This window comes from Janthinobacterium sp. GW823-FHT06H09 (assembly GCF_058794735.1).
The window spans coordinates 283,153-297,894 of the sequence record NZ_JBXAHC010000005.1 but is presented as its reverse complement, the minus strand read 5'-3'; the positions used below and the strand labels follow the sequence as shown (position 1 = coordinate 297,894).

Genomic DNA, 14,742 nt, shown 5'->3' with positions numbered 1-14,742 from the left:
GTGAATGTGTTAATTGCTTGGTGCCCGCGGTGATGCGTCTCAGGCTACGGCCAGCTCGTCAGCCGTGGCCGAACTCGCATGGCGCGTCAATGCGATCAAGGGCAAGGCCCGTTGCACCGCCAGTGCGGCCCGCTGGAGCAGCGCCTCGTCCTGCAGACGGTAGTCGAGGAAATCCTTGTCGGTCGCATAGACGCCCAGCGGCAAGGTGCGTGCCTGGAAAAAGCTGAACAGGGGCCGCAGCTGGTGATCGATCATCAGGGCATGGCGCTCGCTGCCGCCGGTGGCCGCCAGCAGGACGGGCTTGTCGATCAAGGCATCCTGATGAATGAAGTCGAAGAAGTGCTTGAACAGTCCCGTGTAGGCGCCGCGATAGACCGGTGTGGTCACCACCACGATGTCGGCTTGCTCGACGGCAGCAAGTTCCCGCTCCACCGTCTCGGGCAGCTGCGAGCGCCAGACGGCGCCGGCCAGCTGCGGCGCCAGTTGGCCCAGTTCGACCAGGCGTTGTTCGCACAGCACTTCGTCGGCGATCAGGTCCATCAGGTGCTCGGCCAGGGCTGCCGCCTTGGAAGGGCGTTGCAGCCCGCCGGAAACGGCGACTATACGCAATGGACGTGTCATGGTTGCTTTCATAGGGATGGATGCGCGAAGGCGAAGAACGCCGGCAACAGGGAAGTGGATGATAGCGGGGGAAATCGATGAAGTATAATGGTCATATTTCATACATCCATGAATATGGCTCATTCCAATGCTTGAACGCATCCACCTCAGCATCGTCCAGCAGGTCGAAAAACAGGGCTCGTTGACGGCCGCCGCAGGCGTGCTGCACCTGACCCAGTCGGCCCTGAGCCACAGCATGAAGAAGCTGGAACAGCAGTTGGGCACCGACGTCTGGCTGCGCGAAGGGAGAAATTTGCGCCTGACGCAGGCCGGCCAGTATCTGCTGGCGGTGGCGAACCGGGTGCTGCCGCAACTGGACCTGGCCGAAGAGCGCCTGGGCCAGTTCGCGCAGGGCGAGCGCGGTGCGTTGCGCATCGGCATGGAATGCCACCCCTGCTACCAATGGCTGCTCAAAGTGGTGTCGCCGTATCTGACCGCATGGCCCGACGTGGATGTGGACGTCAAGCAAAAGTTCCAGTTCGGCGGCATCGGCGCGCTGTTCGGCTACGAGATCGACCTGCTGGTCACGCCCGACCCGCTGTACAAGCCGGGGCTGGCCTTCGAACCCGTGTTCGACTACGAGCAGGTGCTCGTCGTGGCCAAGGGCCATGCGCTAGCTGGGGCGGCGTATGTGCAGCCCCGGCAACTGACGCAGGAAGTGCTCATCAGCTACCCCGTCGACATCGAGCGCCTGGATATTTACAATCAATTCCTCTTGCCGGCCGGTGTCACGCCCAAGCGCCACAAAGCCATCGAAACGACCGACATCATGCTGCAGATGGTGGCCAGCGGCCGCGGCGTGGCCGCCCTGCCGCGCTGGCTGGTCGAGGAATACGCGGCCAAGATGGACGTGGTGCCGGTGCGCCTGGGCGCGCGCGGCATCGCCAAGCAGATCTTCCTGGGCGCACGCGAGACGGACACCGCCATCGACTACGTGCGCGCCTTCATCGCACTGGCGCGCCAGCCTGTCATTGCGATTACGCAAGGAAGCTAAGCACGCGCGCGTGTTCACTGGGGCCGGCTACCGCGCGCCTTCCATGGCTTCCACGGTGTCGAAAAGACGCGCCAGCGCGCTTTCCATGGCGCCGGCCGTAGCGTCGCCGCTCTGGTTGGTGATGATGAAGACGCCAAGCTGATACTTGGGAACGATGTAGGCGTAGCTTTGCGCACGGGGCACGCCGCCATGGTGCACATAATGCGTGCCCAGCTGGCGATTGCTGCCGATGTTCCAGAAATAAGCAATGCTGAAGTCATCCTGAAAACGGACCAGCGGCTGGTGCGATTCAACAACGGCGGGATGGGCGCTCAATTGCAGGCGCAGGTATTTCGCCATGTCCGGCATGGTCGACTTCAGGTTGCCTGCCGCCCCCCAGGGCAGTTGCGGCATCGGCGTGGTGACGACGGGATTGTCGCTGTGGTAGCCCGGCGCCAGCCGGCCGGCATCCGCGGCGGTGATGCTCAGCCTGGTATCCTGCATGCCCGCTTCGCGCGCGAGCCATTGCGTGAGCAGGACGTCATAGGGCATGCCATAGATTGTTTCGAGCGTGTGCGCCACGAGTTCGGTACCGGCGCTGGAATAGGCGTAGTCCTTGCCGAGCGGCCCCTTGATGCTGACGGTGTGCAAGTCCTGCCAGAATTGCCGTTGTCCGTAGTTGGCATAGGCGGCATTGAGCTTTGCCGGCGTGGCATGTGCCGTGAAATCCTTCAGGACCGTGTTCACCTGCAAGGGCAGCATGCCCGGCATATTGCTCGTGTGCGTGATCAAATGGCGCAAGCGTATGGGCTGCCCCTGCGACTGCAGGTTCGGGTAGGCGGCTGGCAGGTACTTTTGTATGGGATCGTCGAGCGCCGCCTTCCCATCGAGCACGGCGTTCGCCAGCAGCAGGCCGGCAAAAGTCTTGCTGACCGAACCGATTTCATACAGCGTCGTATCGTCCGGCGGATTGGCTTTGCCGGTCTCCAGCTCGCCTTGATGCAGCATGAATTGCTTGCCGCGATACACGACAGCAATCGAGGTCGCGTGCAGCAATGGCGACTGCAGCAGGGCGGTCGCGGTCTGGCGCATGGCCGCAGGAATGTCATGCGCAGGTGCCGTGGCTGCGGGCTTGCAAGCTGCCAGCACGAGTGTCATTCCAGTCAGGATTGCGGCGAGTTTACTCATCATGCGCACCATCGAAGGGGGAGGGGCATTCTCGCACAATGGCTTCAGCGGTGACAGAAAAAAGTCACGCGCATGGTTTTCCAGACTAAAAGAAAACGCCACCCGGAGGTGGCGTTTTCTTTCTATTCCTGGTGGCCCGGGGCGGCCCCCGCCAGGCTTACTCCACCGTCACCGACTTCGCCAGATTCCTTGGCTTGTCCACATCCGTGCCCCGCGCCAATGCCGTGTGATACGCGAGCAATTGCAGCGCGACCACGTGCAGGATAGGCGACAAATCGCCGTAGTGCTCGGGCAGGCGGATGACGTGCAGGCCTTCGCCGGAGCTGATGCGCGAGTCCACGTCGGCGAAGACGTACAGCTGGCCGCCGCGGGCGCGTACTTCCTGCATGTTCGATTTGAGCTTTTCGATCAGGGCGTCGTTCGGCGCGATGGTAACGACGGGCATTTCATTCGTCACCAGGGCCAGCGGGCCGTGCTTCAGTTCACCTGCCGGATACGCTTCGGCGTGGATGTACGAGATTTCCTTCAGTTTCAAGGCGCCTTCCAGGGCGATCGGGTAGTGCATGCCGCGGCCCAGGAAGAGGGCGTTTTCCTTGCGGGCGAATTCTTCGGACCAGGCGATGATCTGCGGCTCGAGCGCCAGCACGGACGCGATGGCGACGGGCAGGTGGCGCATGGCTTTCAGGTGCGCCGCTTCCTGCTCTTCGGACAGGTGACCGTTGACTTGCGCCAGGCACAGCGTCAGCAGGAACAGGCCGGCCAGCTGCGTCGTAAACGCCTTGGTCGACGCCACGCCCACTTCCACGCCGGCGCGCGTGATGTAGGCCAAGGCGCATTCGCGCACCATGGCGCTGGTGGCCACGTTGCAGATGGTCAGGGTGTGCTGCATGCCGAGGCTGCGCGCATGTTTCAGGGCGGCCAGGGTGTCGGCCGTTTCGCCGCTTTGCGAAATGGTGACGACCAGGGTGTTCGGATGCGGCACGCTGTCGCGGTAGCGGTATTCGCTGGCCACTTCCACGCTGACGGGCACCTTGGCGATCGACTCGATCCAGTACTTGGCCGTCATGCCCGCATACGAGCTGGTGCCGCAGGCGAGGATCAGCACGCGGTCGATCTGCTTGAAGATTTTATACGCGTCATCGCCGAACAGTTCCGGCATGATGCCCGTCACGCCTTCGAGCGTGTCGCCGATGGCGCGCGGCTGCTCGAAGATTTCCTTCTGCATGTAGTGGCGGTACGGGCCCAGCTCGGCCGCGCCCGTGTGGGCGTGCACGGTTTTCACTTCGCGCTCGACGGGCTTGCCGTCGACGTCGACGATCCAGCAGCGCGACAATTGCAGGTCGACCACGTCGCCTTCTTCCAGATAGATGATCTGGTCCGTCGTGCCGGCCAGCGCCATGGCGTCCGACGCGACAAAGTTTTCACCATTGCCCAGGCCGACGATCAGGGGCGAGCCCTGGCGCGCGGCGACCACGCGGTGCGGCTCGTCGCGGCAGAAGACAGCGATCGCATACGCGCCGTCGAGGCGTTTCACGGCCTGCTGCACGGTCTCGAACAGGTCGCCGTTATACATGTGCTCGACCAGGTGGGCGATCACTTCCGTGTCCGTCTGGCTCTGGAAGACGTAACCGAGGGCCGTCAGTTCGGCGCGCAGTTCGTCATGGTTTTCGATGATGCCGTTATGCACCAGCGCCACGCGGGCGTTCTCTTCCGTCGGGGAAAAGTGCGGGTGGGCATTGAACGAAACAGGGGCGCCATGCGTGGCCCAGCGCGTGTGGGCGATGCCCGTAAAACCGCTCAAGCCTTCTTCGGCGATCTGCTTTTCCAGCTCGGCCACACGCGCGGTGGAACGCGAACGCTGCAGCCGGCCATCCGCATGCAGGGCGATGCCGCAGGAATCGTAGCCGCGGTATTCCAGGCGCTTCAAGCCTTCGACCAGGATGGGAGTGATATTACGTTGCGCTACCGCGCCGACGATGCCGCACATGGAAACCTCTGTCTAAAATTTAATCAATGCACGCATGCTAATGCAGAGTGCGTGAAATATGCTTTCTAAATCCGCATATTTTTGACCGAATATTTCATGACTATTTCACGGTGAAATATTATTTCATTTATACTCGATATTTTCCAATTCATCAAAATTATGAGCGAGCACAATATTACCCTCGATGAAATCGATCGTCGCATCCTGAATGCCTTGCAAATTGATGCGTCGCAAACCAACAGCGAGCTGGCGCAAGCCGTACACGTCTCGGCGCCCACATGTTTGCGCAGGGTCAAGCATTTACGGGAAAGCGGCGTCATCGAGCGGCAAGTGGCCATCGTCGCGCCGCAGCTGGTGGGCGCGCGCCTGACGGCCATCGTGGAAATCACGCTCGACGTGCAGGCGGCGGAGCGCATGGCCGAATTCGAGCAACTCGTGGCGGACGAGCCCGCCGTGCTGCAATGCTACCGCGTCTCGCCCGGGCCCGACTTCGTGCTGATGGTGCAGGTTGCCGACATGCCCGCCTACCACGCGCTGGCGCACCGCCTGTTTGCCGCGCACGCGAATGTGCGCAACGTAAAAAGCTATTTTTCCACGTTTCGCAGCAAGTTCGAGACGCGCATCGCGGTATAAATCCGGCTGGAAGAGAAGTTATCCCCGCTTATCCCAGCCTTTCCGCCCGCTTATGCACAAGTTTATCCACAGTATGAAAATCACGGATTTCCACGGCCGCCGCCATCCAGCCGCGCATGAGGCCTTTCAATAAATAGACATCAGTTCCCGGATAAAACTTATCCCGGCTTATCCAGCGTTTGCCCACGCTTTAATCACAGGCTTTTGCACAGCTTTACCCACAGCAAGGCTTTACAAATTTGTCTTAAATATCCTTGCAATACAATGACTTATAAGTTATTCATGACTTATTATCCAATTACGCACAAGCTTATCCACAATCCAGACAAGCAAAAATATGAAGCTACTTTCATAGTCTGCGAGACTAGCTTGCCTCCTCAGGCGCCAAACTTCGCCAGATAACTTATCCCGTCTTTTCCACAGGTTTTTCACCATTTATATGCAGCTTATACCGGGCTTATCCATCGCTTGTCCGCCTGCTTGTTCACATGTTTATCCACACACCAAAATACAGCAGAAATACTTGATGGAAATAAAGCTGCGACTTATCCCAGGTTACCAGCCAGCTTTCCACAGGATTATCCACAGGCGCAAAAAAACGCCGCCAACCCGGACAGGCTGGCGGCGTCATGCCGGGTGAGGGCGATATCGCTTACTTGGGGATTTTCACGGGACGCGTCCAGCCGTCGATGGTCACCTGGCGCGCGCGCGAGACCGTCAGCTTGCCGGCCGGCGCATCTTTCGACAAGGTCGTGCCGGCACCCAGGGTGGCGCCCTTGCCGACGGTGACGGGCGCGATCAGCTGGCTGTCGCTGCCAATGAAGGCGTCGTCTTCAATCACCGTGCGGAACTTGTTCACGCCATCGTAGTTGCAGGTGATCGTGCCGGCGCCGATGTTGACCTTCGAGCCGATGGTGGCGTCGCCGATGTAGGCCAGGTGGTTGGCCTTGCTGTGCGCGGCGACCTGGCTGTTTTTCACTTCGACGAAGTTGCCGATGTGCACGTCTTCCGCCAGAACCGTGCCCGGGCGCAGGCGCGCGTAAGGGCCGATGATGGAAGCGGCGCCGACGACGGCATCCTCGAGATGACAGAAGGGCTTGATGTGCGCGCCGGCGGCCACGGTGGCATTGATGATGACGTTGTTGGCGCCCACGCGCACGCCGTCGCCCAGTTCCACGCGGCCTTCAAATACGCAGCCGACGTCGATGGTGACATCGCGGCCGCAAATGAGTTCGCCGCGCACATCGATGCGGGCCGGGTCCAGCAAGGTCACGCCGCGCTCGAGCAAGGCTTGCGCGATATTGTTCTGGTGGATGCGTTCCAGCTGGGCCAGTTGCACCTTGCTGTTGACGCCCGCCACTTCCCACACGGCCGCCGGGTGGGCCGAGGTGACGGCCACGCCGTCGGCGACGGCCTGGGCGACGATATCGGTCAGATAGTATTCCCCTTGCGCATTGTCATTCGATAAGGCCGACAGCCATTGCTTCAGCTGCACGGTGGGCGCGACCATGATGCCGCTGTTGATCTCGCGGATGGCGCGCTCGTCTGGCGTGGCATCTTTTTCCTCGACGATGCGCACGATGGCGCCGTGCTCGCGCACGATGCGGCCCAGGCCGAAGGGATCGTCCTGTTCCACGGTCAAAATGGCCAGCTTGTCCTTGCCGGCCGCCTGCACCAGTTGCTGCAGGGAAGCGGCGCTGGTCAGCGGCACGTCGCCGTACAGGATCAGGGTGGGCACGCTGTCATCCAGCAACGTCACCGCTTGCTGCACGGCATGACCGGTGCCCAGCTGCTGCGTTTGTTCCGCCGCGTCGACCGCCAGGTCTTGCTTGGTCTTGTAGCCGTCCAGCAACTTCAGCACCGCTGCGCCCCCATGGCCGTAAATCACGCATAATCGGGACGGCGCCAGGACGCGCGCCGTGTCGATGACGTGCGACAACAGCGGCTTGCCCGCCAACGGGTGCAATACCTTGGGCAGTGCCGACTGCATGCGTTTGCCCATACCGGCAGCGAGAATGACAACGTTCATAGACCGTAATTTTATAAGTTAAGAATATGAAAAAGTTTAACACGCAGGCCCCGTCTTCCACGTCCTTCCAGCGGTTTACTTATGCCGTGCTGGCCATCATGCTCGTCGTCATGGCCGGCTGCAGCGGCTTGCGCCTGGCCTACAACAACGGCGATACCGTGCTGTACTGGTGGCTGAATGCATATGTCGACCTCGACCGCGACCAAAAGGGCTGGGTGCGCGAAGACATCGACAAGCTGTTCGACTGGCACCGCAATACGCAATTGAAGGATTACGTGGAAATCTTGCGCACGGGCCAGAAACAGCTGCAAGGCAATATCACGCAGGCAGACCTGATGGCCGACTACGGCGAGATCAAGCAGCGCACCCAGGCGCTGCTGCTGAAGGCGGCGCCCGACCTGGCCGACCTGGCGCGCTCGCTCAAGCCCGAGCAGATCGCGCAGATGGAAAAGAAGTTCAAGTCGAACAATGACGATTACCGCAAGAAATACCTGAGCGGCGACCAGGACAAGCGCCAAAAACTGCGTTACAAGAAAGCCATGGAGCAATTCGAACTGTGGTTCGGCAGCTTCAGCAGCGAGCAGGAAGCCATCATCCGCAAGGCGTCCGACGCGCGTCCGCTGAACAATGAGATCTGGCTCGACGAACGCATGCGGCGCCAGCAGAATGTGTTGACCCTGGTCAAGAAAGTCCACCAAGAAAAACTCGGCAAGGAAGCGGCCGCAGCCTTGATCACGACCCTGATCAAGGACAGTTTCGAGCGCCTGGAACACTCGGAGCGCAAGGCCTTTTTTGACGCCTACGAAAGCAGCACGGCACAGATGATCTTGACGGTGATCAAGATCGCCACACCGGCGCAAAAAGCCCATGCCGTCAAGCGCATGCAGGGCTGGATCGACGATTTCAATTCCCTGGCCACGCAAGCCAAATAGGCAGCCAGCGCCAGCAGGGGGGGATGGGGCCATATGCTATAGTGGCCGCCATCGAATTGAAGAAATGGAACGCCTAACAAACCGTAGCGAGCGGCAGTGAGTTGTGGCTAAGAAGCGCAGCTGTGCGAATGCACGGGGCCGCCGAGGCAGTGAGCATCGCAGGCCGCAAATCGCGACGCGCAGTAGGTTTTGTTAGGTGTTTTAAATGCCCATGCAAAAAAAAATTAAGAAACCCGCCAAAGTCCCCGTCCACCACGCGCCGCCACCGAACCAGGTGCGCATCATCGGCGGCCAGTGGAAGCGCTCCGTGCTACCTGTTTTGCAGGCACTGGGCTTGCGCCCGACGCCGGACCGCGTGCGCGAAACCGTGTTCAACTGGATCAACCACTTGCGCGACGGCGACTGGGCCAACGCTCAGGTGCTGGACCTGTTCGCCGGCAGCGGCGCACTGGGTTTTGAAGCGGCCAGCCGCGGCGCCGCATCCGTCACCATGGTCGATACGCATACGCCCGTGATCCGCCAGCTGGAAGAAAACAAGACGAAATTGCGCGCCGACAATGTCCAGCTGCTGCGCGGCGACGCCCTGCTGACGGCGCAAGGCCTGGCAGCGCGCGGCCAGCGTTACGACCTGATCTTCCTCGATCCGCCTTACCAGCAGGATTTCCTGGCGAAAGTGTTGCCGCTGTGCGCCAACCTGCTCAAGGAAGGCGGCATCGTGTACGCGGAATCGGGCTTGCCGCTGGTCTTCGATGAAGCCAGCGCACTGGAAAAGCCCGAGTGGATGGCGCCGTGGGAAGTCATCCGCGCCGACAAGGCGGGCACCGTTTATTATCATTTGCTAACTTACAACAAAGTGCCGGCAACTGCCTGAATCTGCCTATAAATGAGGCAAAAAGGCTCCCTGGCCCGAGGCGCAGCACCAAGGTGGTCACCAATTTCAGGCATAATGCGCGTCTATATTGGTGCATCATCAGGGAGCCGCAATGGTTGTAGCCGTTTATCCAGGAACATTCGATCCGCTCACGCGCGGTCATGAAGATTTGGTGCGCCGCGCATCGGGTCTGTTTGACAAGCTGATCGTCGGTGTGGCCGACAGCAAGAACAAGCAGCCGTTTTTCTCGCTCGACGAACGCCTGGAAATCGCCAACGAAGTGCTCGGTCACTATCCGAATGTGCAAGTGGAAAGCTTTTCCGGCCTGCTCAAGGATTTCGTGCGCAAGCATGAAGCGCGGGTCATCGTGCGCGGCTTGCGCGCCGTCTCCGACTTCGAATACGAATTCCAGATGGCGGGCATGAACCGCTACCTGCTGCCCGATGTCGAAACCATGTTCCTGACGCCATCCGACCAGTACCAGTTCATTTCGGGCACCATCGTGCGCGAAATCGCGGCGCTGGGCGGCGACGTCTCCAAGTTTGTCTTCCCCTCGGTGAACCGCTGGCTGCAAAACAAGATTGCCGCCAACGCTGCCTCATCGCAATAAGTAAGAGTGAAATCATGGCATTACTGATCACCGACGAATGCATCAATTGCGACATTTGCGAGCCCGAGTGCCCGAATGACGCGATCTACATGGGCGCGGAAATCTACGAAATCGATCCCAACAAGTGCACCGAATGCGTGGGCCACTTTGACGAGCCGCAATGCCAGCAAGTGTGCCCTGTCAGCTGCATCCCCTTCAATCCCGCCTGGCGCGAAAGCCCGGAGCAATTGATGGCCAAGTACGAACGCCTGCAGGCGGAACTGCCTGCCGCCAAACCCTAAGCATTTCTTCCTCGCCACTTCTGCGTGGCGCCAGCTTCTGCCAACTGTTCTACACTGTGTGCTTGTGCGGACTTATCCACAGCACATGTTTCTCTACGGAGGCAGAAGATGCAAATACGCACATCCCGTTGGGGCCGCTCCCTGGCCGCCGCCTGCCTGTGCGCCGCCCTGGCGCAACCTGCGCTGGCCGTCGAAGTGGGCGGCGTCAAGCTGGACGACACGGTGCAGCTGGCCAGCCGCGAGTTGAAACTCAACGGCGCCGGCGTGCGCTACAAGGTCATCTTCAAGGTCTACACGATTGCGCTGTACCTGCCGGAAAAGAAAACCCAGCTGGCCGACATCCTGGAACTGCCCGGGCCGCGCCGCCTGGAAATCGTCATGCTGCGCGACATCACGTCCGACGAGCTGGGACAAGCGTTCATGCAGGGCTTGAAGCGCAGTTCCGACCAGGCCGACCGCACGCGCCTGCTGAGCCAGACGATGCAGTTCGGCGCCATGTTCGAAATGGTGCCCGGCCTGAAAAAGGGCGATATTCTCACCGTGGACTGGCTGCCGGAAGAGGGGACCTTGTGCAAGCTGAACGGCAAACAGGTGGGCGACATGGTGCCGGACCTGGCTTTTTACAATGCGCTGCTGAAAATCTGGATCGGCGCTCATCCGGCCGACACGGTGTTACGCGCGCATTTGCTGGGCGACGTGGCGTGATCGGATGGCGGCGGGCGTAAAAAAAGCCGGCGCAGGCCGGCTTATCATTTACAACAGTTGACCGCTCAGGCGCGCGTCGACAGGGCGCGCAATTCGGCGGCGTTGCTTGGCGACACGCCATCCATCTTGCCCAAGGTACGTTGCAAGGCTTGCGCTTCGCGCATCTGCTGGCGCGCCAGGCGCTCTTCACGGCTCAGCTTGGGACGCACCACCAGCACCATGGCGCGGGCAATGCCCACCAGCAATGGCTTGAACAGCAGGGCGAAGGCGCCCACGGCAACGATCACCAGCACGAGTTGCAGGGCGTTCAGCAGGGAAATCTCCAGCACGGGTGCGGATACTGCGTACAGGGCGGAGGCGAAGGTAGACATACTGTTCCAGTGCATTATAGAATTTGCCAGTACTATAGTGCAGTGCAACATATAAATCTAATTCCATTTCTTGATACCAATTATATGAATCGTGAATGGAAAACTGTAATATTTTTTAACGAGTGAAAATATTCGTGCCCGGCGCGGTTTACACTCCTAAGTAATCAATTTTAAGTAATCAATTCAACTTTTATCTTGGGCTTTCCATGAGTTTTCTGACGCTGGATCTGAACTTGCTGCGTGTTTTCGACGCCGTCATGACGGAACAAAACCTGACGCGCGCAGCGGGCCACCTGGCGATGACGCAGCCGGCGGTATCGAACGCCATCAAACGCCTGCGCGAGAGCCTCGGTGACGAATTGCTGATCCGCACGGCGTATGGCGTGAAACCCACGCCCCGCGCCGAAGCGCTGTGGCCGTCCGTACGCTCGGCCCTGGCCAGCCTGGAAGCGGCTGTCACGCCGGAAACTTTCGACGTGTCGAAGACCCACGCCACCTTCCGCATGGCCATGGCCGACGCGACGGCCGCGTTCTGGCTGCCTTCATTGATGCGTTCGATCGAACGGGAAGCGCCCGGTGTCAACGTGCGCATGATGCCGCTGACGACGCGCGAACCGCGCCCGATGCTGCTGCGCGGCGATATCGACCTGGCCGTGGGCTTCTTTCCCGGCGTGGCGGCGCAATTGTCGAGCGAAACGGGTTCGCCCATCCGCCACGAGCGCCTGTATTCCGGCAAATATGTATGCGTGATGCGGCGCGGCCATCCGCTGGCCGACAAGGAATTGACCCTGGATAACTATTGCGCGGCCAACCATTTACTGGTGAGCTTTTCCGGCCGCGCGCATGGCTTGATCGACGAAGCGCTGTCGCAGATCCACCGCGAACGGCGCATTTTGTTGACGGTCAACCAGTTCTTCACGGCCGGGCGCGTCGTCGCCAATTCCGACCTGATCACGGTCTTGCCGCGCCATCTGATCGCCTCGACGGGCATGACGGAGTCTCTGCTGTACAAGGATTTGCCGTTGACCTTGCCGGCCGTCCACCTGGACATGCTGTGGCACGAACGCGACGCCCGCAGCCCCGCCCACAAATGGCTGCGCAACCACCTGGAAAGCATGAACACGCCCACGTTACGGACGGCCACGGCGGCCGGCGGCGGCGTGGCGCCGAAGCCGCACGTCGAATAACACCTGTACGTAACAAAAAAAACGCCTGATGTCTCAGGCGTTTTTTTTATGCGTGATTGCTGGACCGATAACCGATTCTGAAACCGCCCCAGTGCTTGCCCTCGACGTGAATCGGCACGGATAAATCGTGCATGACTTCGCCCGTGTCGCGTTTATAGGTCTGCAACAGGAAGGGCTTGGTGTTGCTGCCGCAGCGCTTGCCCGTGCGGTCGCTGAAGATGCGCTTGGTGCGGTTATTCACGATATCGGTCGCGTAGTCGCCCGTCAGCGGCTGGGAAAACTTCTTGTTATGCGTTGGAAAATATCCATTGTTGTCGACGGCGCCCGCATAGGCCAGATGGGGTAACGCGGCCAGCACGCCTTCCTGCAGGTCGGGCAGCACCTTGTCCGTAAACGCGTCGAACTTGGTGTTGTGCTTGGGCGGATTGGTGTTCGGGATGGGGCGGTAGTGGCGGTCGAACAGGGCTTCGCGCGTGATGCGCCCCGAGGCGATCGCCTGCTCGAACAGTTTGCCCACTTCGCGCGCGGCGCGCTGGGCCGCCTCGCGGATCTCGTCGTGCGGTGTGGCCACGCTCGATTCGCCCAGCGCGCCGGCGATCACTTCGGCCCGCTCGGCCAGGGCCATGGCCGACTGCGTGGCGCGCGGCAATTCGGCATTCGTCGACAACATGCTGTCGCGGATTTGCAGGATGGCGTCGGCGATCAGCTGCGTCGTGTCGACGTGCTCGCGCGAGGCGCGGGCGATTTGCCCGATCTCGTCCTCGGACTCGCCCGACGATTCCTCGATATGGCTGAGCGAGGCATGCACGCTTTCCACATTGCGCGCCGCTTCCGTGACACCGGTCGCCAGCGAACTCATGCCACGTGCGGCTTTTTCCGCCTGTTCATTGATTTCGCGCACCATCACGCTGATTTCATCGGAGGCTTCCTTGGTGCGCTGCGCCAATTGCCGCACTTCGCCGGCCACCACGGCAAAACCGCGCCCGTGTTCGCCGGCGCGCGCCGCTTCGATGGCGGCATTCAGCGCCAGCAAGTTGGTGCGCGCGGAAATATCGGAAATGGCTTCCGTAAAGCCGGTGATGCGTTTGGATTTTTCCTGCAAGCTCAGCATGTTGCTGGAGGCGCCTTGCGCTTCCTCGCGTGCATGATTGATGCGGCGCAAGCCCTGGTCCACTTCGGCGCGCGCCGCCACGCTTTCCACGCGCACGCCGGCGGCCACTTTGGCGGCCCGTTCCGCATTGGCGGCGATCTTTTCCGTCATCGCGGCATTTTGCACGGAGCTGTCGGCAATGTCGCTGGCCGTGCGCACGTCGAGTTCCACCTTCTGTTTGACGGAATCGACAAAATACGAAGTTTCCGCTGCGCCGATCATGATGGCGTCGATGGCGTTGCCCACGGTGCCGGCGAACTCGTGCAAGCCCGGCTCGCCGCGCGCACGGCTGGCGAACGCCAGCAGCGCGGCGCCGATGGCGGCGGCCACGCAAGCGATCAGATACGGATGGTCGCCGCCCGAGAGCAGCAGCAGATAGGCCAGGCAACAGGCGATGGCCATGGCCAGGATCGTGAATACAAAGAAACGCACCAGCTGATGCTGCAACTGCTTCATTTGTCCCCCGCTGCGCGAACCCGTCACGTCCCGTTGAAGGGACGTGCTGTAACCGTATGCGGGTGGGCACGATTGCCCGCCTTGCACCCTGAACGTCACGTCTATGCGGCGTTTCAGGCGGCTACCGGATAGCAGAATTGTGGTTCTACCCTACAACATTTGTTCCGATAGCTCAATCAGAAAAGTGGGGCGGCTACACCAAGGTCACTTAATTGGCAATTTGGTGGTGTTTTTGACCTCTTCCATGACGGCATAAGTGTGGGTTTCCCGCACACCTTTCTGCAACAGCGTCTTGCCCAGGAATTCGCGGTAGGCGGCCATGTCCTTGACGCGCGCCTTGACCAGGTAATCGAAGCCGCCGGCCACCATATGACATTCCAGTACCTCTGGAATGATTTGTACGCTATGCTTGAAGGCGTCGAACACTTCCGGTGTCGTGCGATCGAGCACCACTTCGATGAACACCAGCAACGACACGTCGAGCAACTGCGGGTTCAACTGGGCCGTATAGCCCATGATGTAACCGGATTCGTGCAACTTGCGCACGCGCTCCAGGCACGCGGCCGGCGACAGGTTCACGCGCGCGGCCAGCTCCACATTGCTGATGCGTCCATCGCTCTGCAATTCCATCAAGATTTTCTTACTGATCTTGTCCAGCATTCCTATCACCCCCAAATTAATATTATTTGGTTAAATTGTCGCATCAAAA

At 60.4% G+C, this 14,742-nt stretch carries 15 protein-coding genes; 8 read left to right on the top strand and 7 right to left on the bottom strand.

Going from position 1 to position 14,742, the window contains the following annotated elements:
- Window positions 1-39: 39 nt before the first annotated feature.
- The gene (msuE, locus tag AC1Q6X_RS10510; protein WP_492496802.1) at window positions 40-621 is read right to left on the bottom strand and encodes an FMN reductase; all 582 of its coding nucleotides are present in this window, start codon (window positions 619-621) and stop codon (window positions 40-42) included.
- Between the two features lie 127 nt (window positions 622-748).
- On the opposite strand from msuE, the gene AC1Q6X_RS10505 reads away from it, so the two are divergent.
- Window positions 749-1,654 (top strand): LysR family transcriptional regulator, encoded by a 906-nt coding sequence (locus AC1Q6X_RS10505; protein WP_492496800.1) that lies wholly within the window; start codon window positions 749-751, stop codon window positions 1,652-1,654.
- A 27-nt stretch (window positions 1,655-1,681) separates the two neighbouring features.
- Here AC1Q6X_RS10505 and AC1Q6X_RS10500 read toward each other — a convergent pair whose 3' ends face one another.
- Window positions 1,682-2,725 (bottom strand): serine hydrolase domain-containing protein, encoded by a 1,044-nt coding sequence (locus AC1Q6X_RS10500; RefSeq protein ID WP_492496798.1) that lies wholly within the window; start codon window positions 2,723-2,725, stop codon window positions 1,682-1,684.
- 253 nt (window positions 2,726-2,978) lie between these two features.
- Complete coding sequence (gene glmS, locus AC1Q6X_RS10495; protein WP_070288915.1) at window positions 2,979-4,808, bottom strand: glutamine--fructose-6-phosphate transaminase (isomerizing); 1,830 nt, start codon at window positions 4,806-4,808, stop codon at window positions 2,979-2,981.
- A 159-nt stretch (window positions 4,809-4,967) separates the two neighbouring features.
- On the opposite strand from glmS, the gene AC1Q6X_RS10490 reads away from it, so the two are divergent.
- Window positions 4,968-5,441: an Lrp/AsnC family transcriptional regulator gene (locus AC1Q6X_RS10490; protein WP_070217697.1), complete on the top strand. Its 474-nt coding sequence runs from the start codon at window positions 4,968-4,970 to the stop codon at window positions 5,439-5,441.
- Window positions 5,442-6,093: 652 nt separating this feature from the next.
- Here AC1Q6X_RS10490 and glmU read toward each other — a convergent pair.
- Window positions 6,094-7,470 (bottom strand): bifunctional UDP-N-acetylglucosamine diphosphorylase/glucosamine-1-phosphate N-acetyltransferase GlmU, encoded by a 1,377-nt coding sequence (glmU, locus tag AC1Q6X_RS10485; RefSeq protein ID WP_492496796.1) that lies wholly within the window; start codon window positions 7,468-7,470, stop codon window positions 6,094-6,096.
- Between the two features lie 26 nt (window positions 7,471-7,496).
- Here glmU and AC1Q6X_RS10480 point away from each other — a divergent pair, with 26 nt between their 5' ends.
- The 5 genes from AC1Q6X_RS10480 to AC1Q6X_RS10460 all read left to right on the top strand — a co-directional run bounded on the left by AC1Q6X_RS10480 (window position 7,497) and on the right by AC1Q6X_RS10460 (window position 10,869).
- Entirely contained in the window at window positions 7,497-8,402 is a 906-nt protein-coding gene (locus AC1Q6X_RS10480; RefSeq protein WP_492496794.1) for a DUF6279 family lipoprotein, read from the top strand.
- Between the two features lie 211 nt (window positions 8,403-8,613).
- Window positions 8,614-9,273 (top strand): 16S rRNA (guanine(966)-N(2))-methyltransferase RsmD, encoded by a 660-nt coding sequence (gene rsmD, locus AC1Q6X_RS10475; protein WP_492496792.1) that lies wholly within the window; start codon window positions 8,614-8,616, stop codon window positions 9,271-9,273.
- 112 nt (window positions 9,274-9,385) lie between these two features.
- A complete protein-coding gene (gene coaD / locus AC1Q6X_RS10470; protein WP_034752633.1) occupies window positions 9,386-9,883 on the top strand; it encodes a pantetheine-phosphate adenylyltransferase in 498 nt (165 codons plus the stop codon).
- Window positions 9,884-9,897: 14 nt separating this feature from the next.
- Window positions 9,898-10,164, top strand: coding sequence for a YfhL family 4Fe-4S dicluster ferredoxin (locus tag AC1Q6X_RS10465; RefSeq protein WP_070218911.1), 267 nt, complete (start codon window positions 9,898-9,900; stop codon window positions 10,162-10,164).
- A 108-nt stretch (window positions 10,165-10,272) separates the two neighbouring features.
- Complete coding sequence (locus AC1Q6X_RS10460; RefSeq protein ID WP_492496789.1) at window positions 10,273-10,869, top strand: chalcone isomerase family protein; 597 nt, start codon at window positions 10,273-10,275, stop codon at window positions 10,867-10,869.
- A gap of 65 nt (window positions 10,870-10,934) precedes the next feature.
- Here the strand turns inward: AC1Q6X_RS10460 and AC1Q6X_RS10455 are convergent, their stop codons facing one another.
- A complete protein-coding gene (locus AC1Q6X_RS10455; RefSeq protein WP_070218913.1) occupies window positions 10,935-11,240 on the bottom strand; it encodes a hypothetical protein in 306 nt (101 codons plus the stop codon).
- A gap of 206 nt (window positions 11,241-11,446) precedes the next feature.
- On the opposite strand from AC1Q6X_RS10455, the gene AC1Q6X_RS10450 reads away from it, so the two are divergent.
- Entirely contained in the window at window positions 11,447-12,427 is a 981-nt protein-coding gene (locus AC1Q6X_RS10450; protein WP_034783859.1) for a LysR family transcriptional regulator, read from the top strand.
- 46 nt (window positions 12,428-12,473) lie between these two features.
- Here AC1Q6X_RS10450 and AC1Q6X_RS10445 read toward each other — a convergent pair whose 3' ends face one another.
- Both AC1Q6X_RS10445 and AC1Q6X_RS10440 read right to left on the bottom strand, forming a co-directional pair.
- The gene (locus tag AC1Q6X_RS10445) at window positions 12,474-14,033 is read right to left on the bottom strand and encodes a methyl-accepting chemotaxis protein (RefSeq protein WP_230504353.1); all 1,560 of its coding nucleotides are present in this window, start codon (window positions 14,031-14,033) and stop codon (window positions 12,474-12,476) included.
- Window positions 14,034-14,237: 204 nt separating this feature from the next.
- Window positions 14,238-14,693, bottom strand: a complete 456-nt coding sequence (locus AC1Q6X_RS10440) for an Lrp/AsnC ligand binding domain-containing protein (protein WP_010393827.1) — start codon at window positions 14,691-14,693, stop codon at window positions 14,238-14,240.
- Window positions 14,694-14,742: the final 49 nt, after the last annotated feature.

What these genes read in the sequence shown, in the direction of transcription:
- msuE (WP_492496802.1), bottom strand. Translation starts at nt 621, where the DNA reads ATGACACGTCCATTGCGTATAGTCGCCGTTTCCGGCGGGCTGCAACGC.
- AC1Q6X_RS10505 (WP_492496800.1), top strand. Translation starts at nt 749, where the DNA reads ATGCTTGAACGCATCCACCTCAGCATCGTCCAGCAGGTCGAAAAACAG.
- AC1Q6X_RS10500 (WP_492496798.1), bottom strand. Translation starts at nt 2,725, where the DNA reads ATGCGCCAGACCGCGACCGCCCTGCTGCAGTCGCCATTGCTGCACGCG.
- glmS (WP_070288915.1), bottom strand. Translation starts at nt 4,808, where the DNA reads ATGTGCGGCATCGTCGGCGCGGTAGCGCAACGTAATATCACTCCCATC.
- AC1Q6X_RS10490 (WP_070217697.1), top strand. Translation starts at nt 4,968, where the DNA reads ATGAGCGAGCACAATATTACCCTCGATGAAATCGATCGTCGCATCCTG.
- glmU (WP_492496796.1), bottom strand. Translation starts at nt 7,470, where the DNA reads ATGAACGTTGTCATTCTCGCTGCCGGTATGGGCAAACGCATGCAGTCG.
- AC1Q6X_RS10480 (WP_492496794.1), top strand. Translation starts at nt 7,497, where the DNA reads ATGAAAAAGTTTAACACGCAGGCCCCGTCTTCCACGTCCTTCCAGCGG.
- rsmD (WP_492496792.1), top strand. Translation starts at nt 8,614, where the DNA reads ATGCAAAAAAAAATTAAGAAACCCGCCAAAGTCCCCGTCCACCACGCG.
- coaD (WP_034752633.1), top strand. Translation starts at nt 9,386, where the DNA reads ATGGTTGTAGCCGTTTATCCAGGAACATTCGATCCGCTCACGCGCGGT.
- AC1Q6X_RS10465 (WP_070218911.1), top strand. Translation starts at nt 9,898, where the DNA reads ATGGCATTACTGATCACCGACGAATGCATCAATTGCGACATTTGCGAG.
- AC1Q6X_RS10460 (WP_492496789.1), top strand. Translation starts at nt 10,273, where the DNA reads ATGCAAATACGCACATCCCGTTGGGGCCGCTCCCTGGCCGCCGCCTGC.
- AC1Q6X_RS10455 (WP_070218913.1), bottom strand. Translation starts at nt 11,240, where the DNA reads ATGTCTACCTTCGCCTCCGCCCTGTACGCAGTATCCGCACCCGTGCTG.
- AC1Q6X_RS10450 (WP_034783859.1), top strand. Translation starts at nt 11,447, where the DNA reads ATGAGTTTTCTGACGCTGGATCTGAACTTGCTGCGTGTTTTCGACGCC.
- AC1Q6X_RS10445 (WP_230504353.1), bottom strand. Translation starts at nt 14,033, where the DNA reads ATGAAGCAGTTGCAGCATCAGCTGGTGCGTTTCTTTGTATTCACGATC.
- AC1Q6X_RS10440 (WP_010393827.1), bottom strand. Translation starts at nt 14,693, where the DNA reads ATGCTGGACAAGATCAGTAAGAAAATCTTGATGGAATTGCAGAGCGAT.